This window comes from Microbacterium gallinarum, from assembly GCF_014837165.1.
Taxonomy (GTDB): domain Bacteria; phylum Actinomycetota; class Actinomycetes; order Actinomycetales; family Microbacteriaceae; genus Microbacterium; species Microbacterium gallinarum.
The window spans coordinates 213,915-229,011 of the sequence record NZ_JACSPM010000001.1 but is presented as its reverse complement, the minus strand read 5'-3'; the positions used below and the strand labels follow the sequence as shown (position 1 = coordinate 229,011).

At 71.4% G+C, this 15,097-nt stretch carries 12 protein-coding genes and 1 pseudogene; 6 read left to right on the top strand and 7 right to left on the bottom strand.

Going from position 1 to position 15,097, the window contains the following annotated elements:
* Nucleotides 1-106: 106 nt before the first annotated feature.
* Entirely contained in the window at nucleotides 107-355 is a 249-nt protein-coding gene (locus H9622_RS01115; protein ID WP_018171995.1) for a WhiB family transcriptional regulator, read from the bottom strand.
* A gap of 252 nt (nucleotides 356-607) precedes the next feature.
* Here H9622_RS01115 and H9622_RS01110 point away from each other — a divergent pair, with 252 nt between their 5' ends.
* Entirely contained in the window at nucleotides 608-1,018 is a 411-nt protein-coding gene (locus H9622_RS01110) for a histidine kinase (RefSeq protein ID WP_191763432.1), read from the top strand.
* Nucleotides 1,019-1,057: 39 nt separating this feature from the next.
* Here the strand turns inward: H9622_RS01110 and bcp are convergent, their stop codons facing one another.
* The 3 genes from bcp to aroA are packed head-to-tail and all read right to left on the bottom strand — an operon-like array spanning nucleotide 1,058 to nucleotide 4,008.
* Complete coding sequence (gene bcp / locus H9622_RS01105; protein WP_191763430.1) at nucleotides 1,058-1,534, bottom strand: thioredoxin-dependent thiol peroxidase; 477 nt, start codon at nucleotides 1,532-1,534, stop codon at nucleotides 1,058-1,060.
* 9 nt (nucleotides 1,535-1,543) lie between these two features.
* On the bottom strand, nucleotides 1,544-2,635 hold the full coding sequence (gene rsgA / locus H9622_RS01100) for a ribosome small subunit-dependent GTPase A (protein ID WP_191763428.1): 1,092 nt from the start codon (nucleotides 2,633-2,635) through the stop codon (nucleotides 1,544-1,546).
* The gene (gene aroA, locus H9622_RS01095; RefSeq protein ID WP_191763426.1) at nucleotides 2,632-4,008 is read right to left on the bottom strand and encodes a 3-phosphoshikimate 1-carboxyvinyltransferase; all 1,377 of its coding nucleotides are present in this window, start codon (nucleotides 4,006-4,008) and stop codon (nucleotides 2,632-2,634) included. Before aroA ends, rsgA begins: the two co-directional genes overlap by 4 nt.
* A 123-nt stretch (nucleotides 4,009-4,131) precedes the next feature.
* Between aroA and H9622_RS01090 the strand changes: the two genes are divergently transcribed.
* Nucleotides 4,132-4,761 carry a sigma-70 family RNA polymerase sigma factor gene (locus tag H9622_RS01090; RefSeq protein ID WP_191765495.1) on the top strand — a complete coding sequence of 210 codons (630 nt, stop codon included), beginning with the start codon at nucleotides 4,132-4,134 and terminating at the stop codon, nucleotides 4,759-4,761.
* Complete coding sequence (locus tag H9622_RS01085; RefSeq protein ID WP_191763424.1) at nucleotides 4,758-5,000, top strand: alpha-ketoglutarate decarboxylase; 243 nt, start codon at nucleotides 4,758-4,760, stop codon at nucleotides 4,998-5,000. The genes H9622_RS01090 and H9622_RS01085 overlap by 4 nt, the downstream gene beginning before the upstream one ends.
* 27 nt (nucleotides 5,001-5,027) lie before the next feature.
* Here H9622_RS01085 and H9622_RS01080 read toward each other — a convergent pair whose 3' ends face one another.
* Both H9622_RS01080 and H9622_RS01075 read right to left on the bottom strand, forming a co-directional pair.
* Nucleotides 5,028-5,948: a diacylglycerol kinase gene (locus H9622_RS01080; RefSeq protein WP_191763422.1), complete on the bottom strand. Its 921-nt coding sequence runs from the start codon at nucleotides 5,946-5,948 to the stop codon at nucleotides 5,028-5,030.
* Nucleotides 5,945-7,471, bottom strand: a complete 1,527-nt coding sequence (locus H9622_RS01075; RefSeq protein WP_225221511.1) for an FAD-binding oxidoreductase — start codon at nucleotides 7,469-7,471, stop codon at nucleotides 5,945-5,947. The genes H9622_RS01080 and H9622_RS01075 overlap by 4 nt, the downstream gene beginning before the upstream one ends.
* A 187-nt stretch (nucleotides 7,472-7,658) precedes the next feature.
* Here H9622_RS01075 and H9622_RS01070 point away from each other — a divergent pair.
* The 3 genes and pseudogenes from H9622_RS01070 to H9622_RS01060 form a co-directional block, all read left to right on the top strand.
* Nucleotides 7,659-8,210 (top strand): annotated as a pseudogene (locus H9622_RS01070) (TetR/AcrR family transcriptional regulator); the annotation flags it as partial.
* Nucleotides 8,210-9,796 (top strand): glycerol-3-phosphate dehydrogenase/oxidase, encoded by a 1,587-nt coding sequence (locus tag H9622_RS01065; protein ID WP_191763416.1) that lies wholly within the window; start codon nucleotides 8,210-8,212, stop codon nucleotides 9,794-9,796. The pseudogene H9622_RS01070 and the gene H9622_RS01065, both read left to right, overlap by 1 nt.
* A 74-nt stretch (nucleotides 9,797-9,870) precedes the next feature.
* Nucleotides 9,871-11,265 carry an APC family permease gene (locus H9622_RS01060; protein ID WP_191763414.1) on the top strand — a complete coding sequence of 465 codons (1,395 nt, stop codon included), beginning with the start codon at nucleotides 9,871-9,873 and terminating at the stop codon, nucleotides 11,263-11,265.
* Here the strand turns inward: H9622_RS01060 and H9622_RS01055 are convergent, their stop codons facing one another.
* Nucleotides 11,266-14,988, bottom strand: a complete 3,723-nt coding sequence (locus H9622_RS01055; RefSeq protein ID WP_191763412.1) for a multifunctional oxoglutarate decarboxylase/oxoglutarate dehydrogenase thiamine pyrophosphate-binding subunit/dihydrolipoyllysine-residue succinyltransferase subunit — start codon at nucleotides 14,986-14,988, stop codon at nucleotides 11,266-11,268.
* Nucleotides 14,989-15,097: the final 109 nt, after the last annotated feature.

Here is a 15,097-nt window from a genome sequence, read left to right as displayed (position 1 = left end):
TGTACAGGCTGTTTCCCGGAGGATCGTCCTGCGTGCGCCAGACCACCTGTTCTCGGCAAACGGAAAGTCGGCTCGGGGCGCGAGAAGCCGGGGGAGCCGGCTCGCGTCAGGAGGCGCGGCGGGCGCGTGCGGCGCGGCGCTTGAGAGCGCGACGCTCGTCTTCGGAGAGACCGCCCCACACGCCGGAGTCCTGGCCGGTCTCAAGGGCGTACTGCAGGCAGATCTCGGTCACGGTGCAGCGGGCACACACCGACTTGGCCTTCTCGATCTGATCGACGGCCGGCCCGGTGTTCCCCACGGGGAAGAACAGTTCGGGGTCGACAGTCAGGCAGGCGGCCTTATCGCGCCAGTCCATGGTGGTGCTCCTTGATACGAGAGGGTTCTGAGAGTGAGGACACCGAATTCGGGTCCGGTACCCTGTGGGGTGTGCGAGCGACTCGCTCGCCCCACGTCGCTGTGGGAGCACACGGCTTCACCAATCGTCCCATAGCGGTTTACCCGAATCAAGGGATGAGCGGCAGGATTCTGTGCAACTTGCTGAGTATTCCCTTTGCGACATAGAGGGTTCGCACAATCTGCGGCCCGGCCACTGGAAAGAACGTCAGGTATGCGAACAAACACGATCGGACGCGTCGCCGCCCTCCTCGTCGGCCTCGAGGGACTGGGGCTGGTGGCGCTGACCGTGTGGCAGGTTGTCGCCCTCTTTGCGGGCGACACGGCGGTGATCGACACCGCGGTCGCGCTGCTCGTGCTGACGGCGGTCGGCGCGGCGATCGTGATCGCGTTCGCGGTCGCGATCTGGCGGGATCAGTCGTGGGGCCGCTCGGGCGCGATCGTGCTGCAGCTGCTGATCCTGGCGGTCGCCCTCGGCGCGGCCACGGGGTCGTACGCCGAGCCGATCGTCGCGCTGTGGCTGGCCGTGCCCGCGCTGATCGTGCTCGTGCTGCTCGTCCTCGCCGTGCGTGACGCCGGCCGCCGTGCGCGCGCCGAGTCGTCGCCCGACGGTGGGTCCGCCTGAGCGAGGGTCGCTGACCTCACCCCGCCGCGCGCGACCGGGTCAGGCCGCGTCGAGCCCGACGAGCTTGCGGACGCGGGCGACGTGGCCCGTCGCCTTGACGTTGTAGAGCGCGTGCTCGATGCGTCCGTCGGCACCGATGACGAAGGTCGAGCGCAGCACGCCGGTGACCTTCTTGCCGTAGTTGAGCTTCTCACCCCATGCGCCGTACGCATCGTGCACCGCGTGGTCGGGGTCGCTCAGCAGGTCGAACGTGAGGGAATCGCGCTCACGGAAGCGGCGGAGCTTCGCGGGTTCGTCGCGCGAGATGCCGAGCACCGCATATCCGGCGGCCTGCAGCGGGGCGAGGCTGTCGCGGAAGTCGCACGCCTCGGTCGTGCAGCCGGGGGTCATGGCCTCCGGGTAGAAGAACAGCACCACGCCCTGGCCGCGCAGCGACCCGAGCGAGACGGGGCGGTCGTCCTGGTCGACGAGGGTGAAGTCGGGCGCGGGGGAGCCGGGTTCGAGGCGCGTGGTCACGCCTCCACCCTATGCGCCGTCGCGCTGAGCGGTGGCGTCGCGCTTGGCGAACGTCTCGAGCAGACGCTGCAGCGAGTCGAGCCGCGCCTCGCCGCCGGGTCCGAGACGCCCTTCGGCGACCGCCTCGACGATCGCGCAGTCCGGCGCGTCGGTCAGGTGCGTGCACCCGCGCGGGCACTCCTCTGCGATCTCGGCCAGGTCGGTGAACGCGCGCAGGATGTTGGACGGGTCGACGTGTCCGAGGCCGAACGAGCGCACACCGGGGGTGTCGATGACCCATCCGTTGCCGCCGCGGCCGCGGTAGCGCAGCGACACGGTGGAGCTCGAGGTGTGGCGTCCGCGGCCGGTCACCTCGTTCACATGCCCGGTCGCGCGCCGAGCCTCGGGCACGAGCGCGTTCACCAGCGTGGACTTTCCCACTCCGGAGTGGCCCACGAACACGGTGGAGTGGCCGATCAGCGCGGCGCCGATGCGGTCGAGCGGCATGCCGGCCGCCGGATCGTCCTCGGTGCCGAGGGCGCTCGTGAACACCTCGAGGTCGAGCCCGTCGAAGTGCGCGAGGAACCGGGACGGGTCGGCGAGGTCGGTCTTCGTGACGACGAGGAGGGGACGGATGCCGGCATCCAGCGCCGCGACCAGGTAGCGGTCGACGAGCCTTGCGCGCGGCTCCGGATCGGCGGCGGCGACGACGACGAGCATCTGGTCGGCGTTGGCGACGATGACCCGCTCGACCTGGTCGGTGTCGTCGGCACTGCGCCGCAGCAGCGATGTGCGGTCCTCGATGCCGACGATGCGTGACAGCGTTCCCTGGTCGCCGCTCGTATCGCCGACGACCCGCGCACGGTCGCCCGTCACGATCGGGGTCTTGCGCAGTTCCCGTGCCCGTACCGCCGAGATCGCGAGTTCGCCGGGGCCGTCCTCGTCGACGAGCACGGTGTACCGCCCGCGGTCGACGCCGAGCACGCGCGCGATGCGGGCGTCGGAGTGGGCAGGTCGGCGCTTCGTGCGCGGCCGATTCGCCTTCGGGTTGGGCCGGACGCGCACGTCGGCCTCGTCGAACTCGGGTTCGTCGTCCTCGTCGGAATCGTCGAGCCAGCTCACGATGCCCGCATCGTCTCCGCGTGATGGCCGGCGGCCGAGCCGTCGTCGTCGAGCATGGCCTGCCAGAGCTCGGGGAACTCGGGCATCGTCTTGGCGGTCGTACCGATGTCGTCGACCTCGACGCCCGGCACGGCCAGGCCGATCAGCGCACCGGTGGTCGCCATCCGGTGGTCGTGGTGCGCGTGCCACGCGCCGCCGTGCAGCGGCCGGGGCACGATGCGGATGCCGTCGGGGAGCTCGTCGGCCTCGCCGCCGAGACCGCGCAGCTCTCCGACGAGCGCTGCGATGCGGTCGGTCTCGTGGCCGCGGATGTGCCCGATGCCGTGCAGTGTCGACGGCGTCTCGGCGAACGCCGCGAGGGCGAAGATCGTGGGCGTGAGCTCGCCGGCTGCCGACAGGTCGAGGTCGACGCCCTGGATGCCCGCAGCCCCTGCCGTCACCGTGAGTGCCCCGCCGCGGCGCTGAACCCGGGCGCCCATGAGGGACAGGATGTCGGTCAGCATGGCGCCGGGCTGCGTCGAGTGCGCCGGCCAGCCGGTGACGGACACCGAGCCGCCCGCCAGCATGGCGGCGGCGAGGAACGGTGCGGCGTTGGAGAGGTCGGGTTCGATCGCCACGTCCTTGCCCCGGACCGGCCCGGCGGGGACGATCCATTCGCCCTGCGCGGGTCGCTCGACGTGGACGCCGCGGTGCGCGAGGGCTTCGACCGTCATGTCGATGTGCGGGATGCTGGGCAGTCGCGCGCCCGAGTGGTGGAGGTGCAGGCCGACGTCGAAGCGGGGTGCGGCGAGCAGCAGGCCGGAGACGAATTGGCTGGATGCGCTCGCGTCGATCGTCACTTCGCCGCCGCGCGTGTGGCCGTGGCCCCGGACGATGAAGGGGAGAGCCCACCGGCCGCCGTCGTCGATGTCGACGCCGACGTCGCGCAGAGCGGTGATCATCGCGCCCATGGGGCGGTGCAGTGCGCTCTCGTGGGCGGTGATCGTGACGTCGCCGCGGGCGAAGCCACCCAGGCCGGCCACGAACCGCATGACGGTGCCCGCCTGCCCGCAGTCGACGATGGTGTCGCCGCGCAGGGGCCAGACCGGCGTGACGATGATGTCGTCGCCGAAGCGCCCGGCGCCCGGCTCGAGGCTGATGCCGACTCCGAGAGCCTTCAGCGCCTCGATCATGCGCGCCGAGTCGTCGGAGTGCAGCGGTGCGATGAGGCGGCTCGGACCGTCGGCCAGCGAGGCGAGGATCAGCTCGCGATTGGTGAGGGACTTCGACCCCGGGACGGTCACCGTCGCGTGCAGCGGACCCGCCGCCACAGGCGCGCGCCAGGGGCCGCGCCCACCGGCCGCGGCGGAAGGGGAATAGCCTCTGCCTGTCATCGGGTTCTACCCTACTGAACCCCGTCCCCACGGCCGGGAAAGACGTCACGGAAGCGGAGTCGGATGATCGCCACCCTCGAGCGCCTCGATACCGAGGCACCCCTGCCGGACCCCTCGGATGACATGGGGCCCGTCGCCGTAGACTGGCGCGTGATGAGCGAGCCGATCGAGCAGGTGCAGGACGCGCGCGGACAGTTCGAAGAGCAGGCGCTGCCCTTCATGGACCAGCTGTATGCCGCCGCGATGCGCATGACGCGCAACCCGGCGGACGCGGCCGACCTCGTGCAGGAGACCTTCGTCAAGGCATTCGCCTCGTGGAAGACCTTCACGCAGGGGACCAATCTGAAGGCGTGGCTCTACCGCATCCTGACGAACACGTACATCAACACCTACCGCAAGAAGCAGCGCGAGCCCTACCAGGGCACGATCGACGACCTCGAGGACTGGCAGCTCGGCGGGGCCGAGTCCACCACGGCCACGAGCACGCGCTCGGCCGAGGCCGAGGCGATCGACCACATGCCCGCGTCGGCGGTCAAAGACGCGCTGCAATCCATCCCGGAGGACTTCCGGCTGGCGGTGTACCTCGCAGACGTCGAGGGCTTCGCCTACCAGGAGATCGCCGACATCATGAAGACCCCGATCGGCACGGTCATGAGCCGTCTGCACCGTGGCAGGCGGATGCTGCGTGAACTGCTGGCCGACTACGCGAATGAGCGCGGCATCGACACTGCCGCCACGAGGAGCAAGAAATGACGGACTGCGGCTGCGAGAAGGCGCGGCGCGACCTGGAGGAGTACCTGCGCAACGAGGTGTGCAAGACGAAGCACACCGACATCGCGGAGCACCTCGAGAACTGCACCGGATGCCGTGACGAGGCGCTCGTCGCGACCACCCTCACCGAGGTCGTGGCGCGCGCGTGCAAGGAGACCGCTCCCGAGGAGCTCCGAGACCAGGTCCTGGCCAAGATCCGGGCCGTCCAGGCCACGCACTGAGACACCCGCGGGCGCGCCGGCCGTGCGTCACCCGTCGGGCGGCTGCGCAGGCGGCGCGAACACAGTGAGCGCCCGGGCCGCCACGTCGATCGTGAGCGGCAGCGCGCCGATCGGATCGCCGTCGGCGTAGGCGGTGACGCCCGGCGCGGACAGGCGCGCCGACCGCACGCGGCGCATCGCCACCTCGGGGATCGTCCCATGGGTGCCCGCGTACACGCGCGGCAGCAGTCGCAGCAACCGCAGACGCCCGGCGGGGCGCACGAGCACGACATCGAGCAGTCCGTCGGCCGGATCGGCGTCGGGACAGATCGGGATGCCGCCGCCATAGGTGCGGCCGTTTCCCACCGTCGCCATCACGAGGTCGCCGGCGACGTGCTCGCGCGTCCCGTCGGCCAGCTCGAGCTCGACCTCGTAGGGGATCCCGGTGAGCGTCGCGAACTCGAGCAGCAGCGCGATGTTGTAGCGCGAGCCGCCGCGAGGCCAGCGCATGGCGTTCGCGCGGTCGTTCACCTTCGAGTCGAAGCCGCTCGCCAGCACCGTGCCGAAGTACGCCGAGGACCCGTCCTCCCGCGTCACGCGTGCGAGGTCGACCGTGCGCGTCGTCCCGGCGGCGATCGCGTCGGCGGCGGCCGTGACGTCGAGCTCTCGCAGGCCGAGCGCGGTGGCGAAGTCGTTTCCGGTGCCCGAGGGGATGATGCCGAGCGGGATGCCGGTGCCCGCGATCTCCTGGATCGCGAGGTTGACCGTGCCGTCGCCTCCGGCGACCGCCACCGCATCGGTGCCGAGCGCGATCGCGGCGCGCAGCAGCTCGGTGGACTCGGCCGCGCTGCCGCCGCTGATGATCGCCGTCTTCACGCCGTGGGCGCGGAGGCGGTCGGCGGCGTGCACGGCCGCTCCGGTGTGGCCCCCGCCGCGTGCCGCCGGATTCACCAGCAGTGCGACGCTCACGTGCCGGAGTCCAGGCCGTCGGCAGGGAGGAGAGCACCGGGGTTCATGATGCCTGCAGGATCCACGACGGCCTTCACCGCCCGCAGGATCTCGACCCCGAGCGGGCCGATCTCGGCCTCGAGGTGATCGCGGTGGTCGCGACCGACGGCGTGATGGTGGGTGATGGTGCCTCCCGCGTCCATGATGGCGCGGGACGCGGCATCCTTCGCCCCCTCCCACTGCGCGAGCGGATCGGCGGTCAGCGCGGCGACGACGGTGAAGTAGAGCGACGCGCCCGCCGGGTAGACGTGCGAGATGTGGCACAGCACGATCGGCTTGGTGCCGGTGCGCGTGAGCGCGTCGACGAGGGCGGTGGTCACGGCGGACTTCAGCGCGGGCAGCCCCGCCCACGTGGTCGCCGTCTCGAGCGTCTCGGCGAGGATGCCGGAGTCCATCAGCGTGTCGCGCAGGGCGGGTGAGGCGAAGCGGCCGCGCTCCCACGAGCGGGCGGGATCCTCTCCTCGCGACGTGGCTCCGTGGGCGGCGAAGATGCCGTCGAGCGCGGCGCGTACGGCCTGCGCCTCGCCCGCGGTCGCGCCCTCGAAGGTCGCGATGGCGAGGCATCCGCGCAGCCGCGTGATGTGCCCGCCCATCACGGCATTGACGCGCGTCTCGGTCTCGTCGCTCAGTCGGAGGACGGTGGGACGGATGCCGCGCTGCGTGGCCTCCCGGAAGGCCGCCGCTCCGGACGCGAAGTCGGGGAAGCTCCAGGCGCCGTACTCGGTCGCCGCCGGGATCGGGCGGATGCGCACGGTGACCTCGGTGAGCACGCCGAGCGCACCCTCCGACCCGAGGAACAGCTGCCGCAGGTCGGGACCCGCTGCGCTCGCCGGCGCTCGGCCCAGGTGGAGGTCGCCTCCGGGCGTCGCGACGCGGAGCCCGTGGACGAGGTCGTCGAACCGGCCGTAGCCGCGTGAGGCCTGGCCGCTCGAGCGCGTGGCCGCGTACCCGCCGAGCGACGCGAACTCGAAGCTCTGCGGGAAGTGCCCGAGGGTGAGGCCGTGCGGGCGCAGCAGCTCTTCGGCCTGGGGGCCCGTCGTGCCGGCGCCGAAGGTCGCGAGCAGGGACGTCTCGTCGAGATCGAGGAGTGCCGCGGTGCGGACGAGATCGAGGGCGATCACGGCGCGGTGCGCGCCCGCGACAGGGTCGACGCCCCCGACGACCGACGTGCCGCCGCCGAAGGGCACGACGGCGAGACCGAGTCGCGTGCATGCCGCGAGCAGTGCGGCGACCTCGACGTGGTCGGCGGGCGAGGCGACCGCGTCGGGCGCGGTCTGCGGCTCGTCCAGCCGCCGGCGCAGGAGGTCGGGCGTGCTCTTGCCGCCGAGATGCCATGTGCGCACGGTGTCGTCGCGCGTGACGTGGTCGCCGTCGACGACGTCCGCCAGCGCGGCGAGGTCGGCGTCGCGCAGCCGTGAGCGCGTGAGCACCGGGCGGTCTCTTCGGGCGACGGGATGCGCCTTGCCCGGCAGAAGCGTCGCCATGATCGCCTTCGCGCCGGCCGGGAGCCGCGCGGGCTCCGTGCCCCACGCGTCCCACGCCGATCGCGGGCGCGGCGGAGGGACCGCCAGGGGACGAGGGGGTGAACCCGGGTGCGCCGTCGCGGTCATGGCGACAGTATGACACATTCTGTATGGTTGTCACATGGCTGACGGGGCGAACGCGACCGAGACGGCGATCCTCGACGCCGCACTGGAAGAGGTGCTCGCGCACGGCATCCGCCGCACGACCGCCTCCGACATCGCCCGGCGCTGCGGCATCGCACGGCAGACCCTGTACCGGTACTGGCCCGACGCGCAGGCCATCTTCGCCGCACTCGTGACGCGCGAGCTCGTCGCCGCTCTTCCGACGGGTGCTGCCCACCCCGCCGATCTCGCCGGCATGGTCGACCTTCTCGTCGAGACCGCCGACCGCATCCGCCGCATGCCGCTGGTGGACCGCCTGCGCGACACCGACCCCGAGCTGTTCGCGCGCTACATCCTCGACCGCCTGGGCACGAGCCAACGGGCGATGCACGCCGAGATCGCCCGGCGGATCGCGGCGGGACAGACGACGGGAGCCGTGCGCGCCGGCGACCCCGTCCGGCTCGCGGCGATGGTCCTGCTCATCACGCAATCAGCCGTGCAGTCCGCGCCGCTGGTGGCGGAGTGGCTCCCCGCCGACGCCTGGCGCGCCGAGCTCGGCGCTGCGCTCCGCGGCTACCTCACTCCGGATCCGCGCTGATGCCGCGCATCGTCGGCCGCACCCCGCACCCGTCGGCGCTGAGCGCCGGCCGGCGGGCTCGGGAACTCGACGCGCTGGCCGCCGACCCGGTCGTCGATGTCCTCGTGATCGGCGGCGGCGCGACGGGCACCGGGATCGCGCTGGATGCCGCCGCCCGCGGTCTGCGGACCGTGCTCGTAGAGCGCCACGACCTGGCCCACGGCACGAGTCGCTGGAGCTCCAAGCTCATCCACGGCGGACTGCGCTACCTCGCCTCGGGGCAGCTCGGCATCGCACACGAGAGCGCCGCCGAGCGCCACCTCCTCATGACGCGCCTCGCGCCGCACCTCACGCGCCCGCTCGCGCAGATCGTCCCGCTGTACGCCCCTGGGCACGTCACACGCGGGGCGTTCGTCGGCGCCGGCTACGGCCTCGGCGACGGCCTGCGGCGCTTCGTCGGCACACCCGCGGTCGTGCTCGCGTCGCCGAGCCTGATCGGGCCCGAGGAGACCCTGCGGCGCGCTCCCGCGGTCCGCGCGGACGACCTGCGCGGCGGCGTACGCGGGTGGGACGGGCAGCTGCTCGACGACGCACGCCTGGTGGTCGCGATCGCACGGACGGCGGCGGGGTACGGGGCATCCGTCCTCACTCGGGTCGAAGCGGTGTCCGCCGACGGCGACGGCGCCGTCCTCCGTGACGTCGTGACGGGGTCCGAGCTCACGGTGCACGCTCGCACCGTCGTGAGCGCGACGGGCGTCTGGGCGGGCGAGCTCGACCCCAGCGTGCGGCTGCGCCCGAGCCGTGGAACGCACCTCGTGGTCTCGTCGGAACGGCTCGGCGGAGCGGACGTCTCGCTCACGGTGCCGGTTCCGGGCTCGTCGAGCCGATTCGTCTTCACTCTGCCCGCGCCGCACGGGCGCACCTACATCGGGCTGACCGACGTTCCCGCCGACGGCGCGCTGCCGGACGAGCCGCAGGCGACCGACGCCGAGATCGACATGCTGCTCTCCACCGTCAACACGGTGCTGGCCGGCCCGCTCAGCCGCGACGACGTGATTGCGACCTTCGCGGGACTGCGGCCGCTGCTCGCCGGAGGCGCGCCCGGTCGCGGTGTCGCCGCAAGCGTCGACGACAGTGAGGACACGAGCGACCTCTCGCGGCGTCACGCCATCCTGGAGGGACCCTCGGGTGTACTGAGCGTCGTCGGCGGCAAGCTCACGACCTACCGGCGCATGGCGGAGGACGCCGTCGACGCCGTCGTCGCCCGGCGGTTCGCGAGCGCCGCACTGCCGGCATCGGCGACGCGGCGGATCCCGCTCGTCGGAGCGTGGCCCCGCGCGCGGCTGGACGAGATCGCCGCGCCGGCGCGGTTCGTCCGCCGGTACGGTGCCGAAGCCCCGTTCGCCGCCACGCTGCCCGACGGAGCCGACGCCGCGTGCGGGGTGACCGCCCAGGAGCTGCACTGGGGCGTGGCCGTCGAGGGCGCGCTCGCCGTCGACGATCTGCTCGACCGCCGCACCCGTCTCGGCCTGGTCGCGACGGATCGGATGCGATCCACGGATGCCGCGGCCGCCGCCTTCGAACGCGCCCGCGTCGAGCCGATCTGACGTTGGCAGGAATCCGCAGAACGACGTCCGATGCCCGCCAGCGCGCTGTCACAGGCCGGCGCAAGACTGGACGGATGACCTCGCCTCACCCCGCTGCGCGCACCCACGGCACGCTCGGCGTCGTGCAGGGCACCGCCCTGTACATCGCATCGGTGCTCGGCACCGGCCTGCTGGTGCTGCCCGGACTCGCCGCCGAGGCGGCCGGTCCTGCGAGCATCGTGGCCGTGATCGCCGTGATCGGGCTCTCGATCCCGCTCGCAGGCACCTTCGCCGTGCTCGCCGCCCGGTATCCCGACCCGGGTGGCGTCGCCAGCTATGTGCGTCGCGCCCTGGGCGGCACCGCGGCGCGCATGACGGGCTACTGGTTCATGTTCGGCGTGTGTGCCGGCGCACCCGTCGTCGCCGTGCTCGGCGGTGAGTACGTCGTCGCCGTGGCCGGGATCGACCGGGCGATGGTGCCCGTGATCGCGTCCGCGATCCTCGTGCCGCCGTTCGCCGCGAACGCCTTCGGCGTGCGCGTCGCCGGCTGGGTGCAGTTCGTGCTGACGGCGTTGCTGCTCGCCGTGGTCGTCGGGGTCGTCTCGCTCGCCGCCCCGGCCGTCGAACCGCAGAACTTCCAGCCGTTCCTCCCGAACGGCTGGGCGGGAGTGGGCACCGCGATCAGCCTGTTCGTGTGGGCGTTCGCCGGGTGGGAGGTCGGTACGCACATCTCCGGTGAGTTCCGCAATCCGCGCCGCGCGATCCCGATCGGCACGGCCATCGCCCTCGTCGTCACCGGTCTCTGCTACCTCGTGCTGCAGATCGTGACGGTCGGTGCGCTCGGCGCGGCCGCCGGCGACGGCGCGGTCCCGCTCCTCGAGCTCGCCCGGCTGGGCTCGCCGGGTCTCGGCGCCGCGGCCGTGGGCATCATCGCCGGGATCGTGGCCCTTGGCGTCATGAACGCCTACCTCGCGGCGTTCGCGAAGCTCGCAGCATCCCTCGCCGTCAATCGCGACCTGCCCCGCTGGTTCTCGGCCGGAGCCGAGGCCGGGGGAGTGCCGCGCCGCGCACTCGCACTCATCGGTGCGGTGGTGCTCGTCTACTTCTCGCTCGTGCTGCTGTCCGGACTCGAACTGACCCCGTTCATCCTCGTGCACACGAGCAGCATGGTCGCGATCTACGCGGTCGGCATGGTCGCCGCGGTGCGGCTGCTTCGCCGGGGCACTGCGGGCTGGTGGATGGCGGTGCTCGCGGCGGTGCTGTGCGCGGGCATGCTCGTGCTCGCGATCGGCTCGCTGCTTCCGGCCGTGGTGCTCGCGCTCGCCGCGGTCATCGTCACCGTCGTGCGGCGCCTTCGTCGCGGACGGGCGGCGCAGCCGCAGGACGCCGATGCCGAGGTGAAGACGGCACCGGACGCCCTGGTGGGTGCCGGACGCACGTCGGCCCTGGAAGCGGGCGCTCCCAGGGCCGACGTGACCGGCGCGGACTGACTAGAGCGTCAGCGCCTTCTTCATGATCTCGGCCTGCTCGGCGGCGTGGACCTTCGGCGAACCCGTCGCCGTCGACGCGGCGGCGGCACGCGACACGCGGCGGATCGTGCGGCCGCGGAGGTGCTTGCTCACCTCGAGGGCCATGAAGGGCCAGGCGCCCTGGTTCTCGGGCTCGTCCTGCACCCACACCAGCTCGGCGTCGGGGTACTGCTCGATGACCGTGTTCAGGGCCTCGGCCGGCGTCGGGTAGAACTGCTCGAGGCGCACCAGGGCGATCTCGGGGTTCGGGTTCTTGTCGAGCTCGGCCCGCAGATCCCAGTGGATCTTGCCGGAGTGCAGCAGCACGCGCTTGACGGCGGACTTGTCGATGCCGCGGTTGTCGTCGAGCACCGGCTCGAAACGACCCGTCAGGAAGTCCTCGACCGGGCTCGTCGCGCCGCGCAGTCGCAGCATCGCCTTCGGCGTGAACACGATGAGCGGGCGGCGCGGGCGAGCGTACGCCTGGCGGCGCAGCAGGTGGAAGTACGACGCGGGCGTCGACGGACGGGCGACCGTCATGTTGTCCTGCGCGCACATCTGCAGGTAGCGCTCGATGCGAGCCGACGAGTGGTCGGGCCCCTGGCCTTCGTAGCCGTGGGGGAGGAGCAGGGCGACGCTGGACTGCTGTCCCCACTTCTGCTCGGCCGAGGAGATGAACTCGTCGATGACCGACTGTGCGCCGTTGGCGAAGTCGCCGAACTGCGCCTCCCACAACACGAGCGAGTCGGCCCGCTCGACCGAGTAGCCGTACTCGAACGCCATCGCGGCGTACTCGCTCAGAAGCGAGTCGTACACCCAGAAGCGGCCCTGGTCGTCGGCAAGGTTCGCGAGCGGGATCCACTCCTGCCCGTTGGCGCGGTCGTGGAGCACCGAGTGGCGCTGCACGAACGTGCCGCGCCGGGCGTCCTGGCCGGCCAGGCGGACGTTCGTCTTCTCGAGCAGCAGCGAGCCGAAGGCGAGCAGCTCGCCGAAGCCCCAGTCGATCGAGCCGTTCCGGCTCATGTCGAGGCGCTTGTCGAGCAGCTGCTGGAGCTTGGTGTGGACGGTGAAGCCCTCGGGCTTGTTGACGAAGGCATCGCCGATCAGGTTGACGACCTCGCGCGAGACGCCGGTGGTATCGGGCTCGCCCGCGGCGGGCCCCTCGTCCGCGGCATCCGCGTCGATCACCGTCGACGAGCCGGTCTCGGCGGCGTGCGTCTCGGCGAATGCGACCTCGAGGCGGCCCTGGAAGTCCTGCTTGGCCTTCTCGTACTCCTCCTCGGTGATGTCGCCGCGACCGACCAGGGCCTCGGTGTACAGACGGCGGACGGAGCGCTTCGCCTCGATGAGGTTCGTCATGAGGGGCTGCGTCATCGACGGGTCGTCGCCCTCGTTGTGACCGCGGCGGCGGTAGCAGACGAGGTCGATGACGGCGTCGCGATGGAAGCGCTCGCGGTAGGCGAACGCGAGCTGCGACACACGCGTGACGGCCTCGGGGTCGTCGCCGTTCACGTGGAAGACCGGCGCCTGGATGGACTTGGCGACATCGGTGGCGTACACCGACGAGCGGGCGTCGATCGGAGTGGTCGTGAAGCCGACCTGGTTGTTGACCACGACGTGGACCGTGCCGCCGGTGCGGTAACCCCGCAGCTGCGACATCTGCAGGGTCTCGACGACCACGCCCTGTCCTGCGAACGCGGCGTCGCCGTGCACGAGGATCGGGAGCCATGAGAAGGTGCCGATGGGCTTGCGGTCCTGCTTGGCGCGGACGATCCCCTCGAGCACGCCGTCGACCGTCTCGAGGTGCGAGGGGTTCGCCGCGAGGTAGACGGGAAGCTGTGCGCCGCTGTCGGCGACGAAGGTGCCTTCGGTGCCGAGGTGGTACTTCACGTCGCCCGATCCGCTCTTCGAGCCGATCGCGACGGAGCCCTCGAACTCGCGGAAGACCTGACCGTAGGTCTTCCCGGCGATGTTGGTGAGCACGTTGAGACGGCCGCGGTGGGCCATGCCGATGGCGGCGCCGTCGAGGCCCGCCTCGGCCGCTCCCTGCAGGATCTCGTCGAGCATCGGGATGAGCGACTCGCCGCCCTCGAGACTGAAGCGCTTTTGCCCGACGTACTTGGTCTGCAGGAAGGTCTCGAACGCCTCGGCCTGGTTGAGCTTGTCGAGGATGCGAAGCTGCTCGGCGTGGCCGGGCTTCTGGTACTTGACCTCGACGTTGTCCTGGAACCACTTGCGCTGCTCGGGGTCCTGGATGTGCATGTACTCGATGCCGATCGTGCGGCAGTACGAGTCGCGCAGCACACCGAGGATGTCGCGCAGCTTCATCTGGCGCTTGCCGCCGAAGCCGTTGGTGACGAAGACGCGGTCGAGGTCCCAGAACGTCAGCCCGTGGCTCTCGATCTCGAGGTCGGGGTGGGTGCGCTGGACGTACTCGAGCGGGTCGGTGTCGGCCATCAGGTGGCCGCGCACCCGGAACGCGTTGATGAGCTCCTGCACGCGCGCCGTCTTGTCGACGCGCTCGGCGAGGTCGACGTTGATGTCGGCGGCCCAGTGGATCGGGGCGTAGGGGATGCGCAGCGCGGCGAAGATGTCTTCGTAGAAGTTGCGCTGGCCGATGAGCAGCTCGTGCACCTTCTTGAGGAACTCGCCCGAGCCGGCGCCCTGGATGACGCGGTGGTCGTACGTGCTGGTGAGCGTGATCGTCTTGCCGATCGCCATCTCGTTGAGCGTCTTCTCACTCGCGCCCTGGAACTCGGCGGGGTACTCGAGGGCACCGGCGCCCACGATGCATCCCTGCCCCTTCATGAGGCGCGGCACCGAGTGCACCGTGCCGATGCCGCCGGGGTTGGTGAGCGAGATCGTCGTGCCCTGGAAGTCGGCGGCGGTCAGCTTGTTGTTGCGCGCGCGGGTGACCAGGTCTTCGTAGGTGGTGAGGTACTCGCCGAACGAGAGCTGGTCGGCGCGCTTGATGCTCGGCACGAGCAGGGCGCGGGTGCCGTCGGGCTTCGGGAGGTCGATCGCGATGCCGAGGTTCACGTGCGCGGGGGCGACGACGGAGGGCTTGCCGTCGACCTCGGCGTAGAACACGTTCTGGCTGGGGAACTCCTTGAGCGCCCGGATGATCGCCCAGCCGATGAGGTGCGTGAAGCTCACCTTGCCGCCGCGGGTGCGCGACATGTGGTTGTTGATCACGATGCGGTTGTCGATCATGAGCTTCGCCGGCACGGTGCGCACGCTCGTTGCGGTGGGCACGGTGAGCGACTCGTCCATGTTGGACGCGAGCGTCTTGGGCATGCCGCGCAGCGGCGTGACCTTGTCTTCCGCGCCTTCCGTGACCGCGGACGGCTGCACCTTGGGCGCCTGCGCCGGGATCGGCTGCGGAGCGGCCGGACGGGCGGTCGTGCGGGCGACGGGCTGGGCGCCGATCACGGGGATCGGTGCCGTGACGGGCCGGGGCTCGCTGGACTGGGGGGCCGTCGCCGACGGATTCGCGCCCTCCGAGACGGGCTGGGTCGGCACCGACGGCGGCGGTGCGACGCCTTCCTCATCGACGGGGTGGTAGGCCTCGAGAACCGGCCACCATGCCTTGTCGACGGAGTTCCGGTCGATCTTGAACTGTTCGTACAGTTCGTCGACGAGCCATTCGTTGGCTCCGAACTCTCCCTCGTTCGAAACTCCGATGCCCGTCGTCTGGCTCGACACGCTCGATCGCCTGCTTTCATCGATGAAGATTGGGGAAGCATCCGAGAGCCGCAATGCGCCCTCCCGCACGACTGTTAAGCGTAGCCCAGTATGGGGCGGCGAATCCGGC

Bases quoted from the DNA above. Each gene is read 5' to 3' on its own strand.
- H9622_RS01115 (WP_018171995.1), bottom strand. From the start codon at position 355: ATGGACTGGCGCGATAAGGCCGCCTGCCTGACTGTCGACCCCGAACTG.
- H9622_RS01110 (WP_191763432.1), top strand. From the start codon at position 608: ATGCGAACAAACACGATCGGACGCGTCGCCGCCCTCCTCGTCGGCCTC.
- aroA (WP_191763426.1), bottom strand. From the start codon at position 4,008: ATGACAGGCAGAGGCTATTCCCCTTCCGCCGCGGCCGGTGGGCGCGGC.
- H9622_RS01090 (WP_191765495.1), top strand. From the start codon at position 4,132: ATGGGGCCCGTCGCCGTAGACTGGCGCGTGATGAGCGAGCCGATCGAG.
- H9622_RS01085 (WP_191763424.1), top strand. From the start codon at position 4,758: ATGACGGACTGCGGCTGCGAGAAGGCGCGGCGCGACCTGGAGGAGTAC.
- H9622_RS01075 (WP_225221511.1), bottom strand. From the start codon at position 7,471: ATGGCGACGCTTCTGCCGGGCAAGGCGCATCCCGTCGCCCGAAGAGAC.
- H9622_RS01065 (WP_191763416.1), top strand. From the start codon at position 8,210: ATGCCGCGCATCGTCGGCCGCACCCCGCACCCGTCGGCGCTGAGCGCC.
- H9622_RS01060 (WP_191763414.1), top strand. From the start codon at position 9,871: ATGACCTCGCCTCACCCCGCTGCGCGCACCCACGGCACGCTCGGCGTC.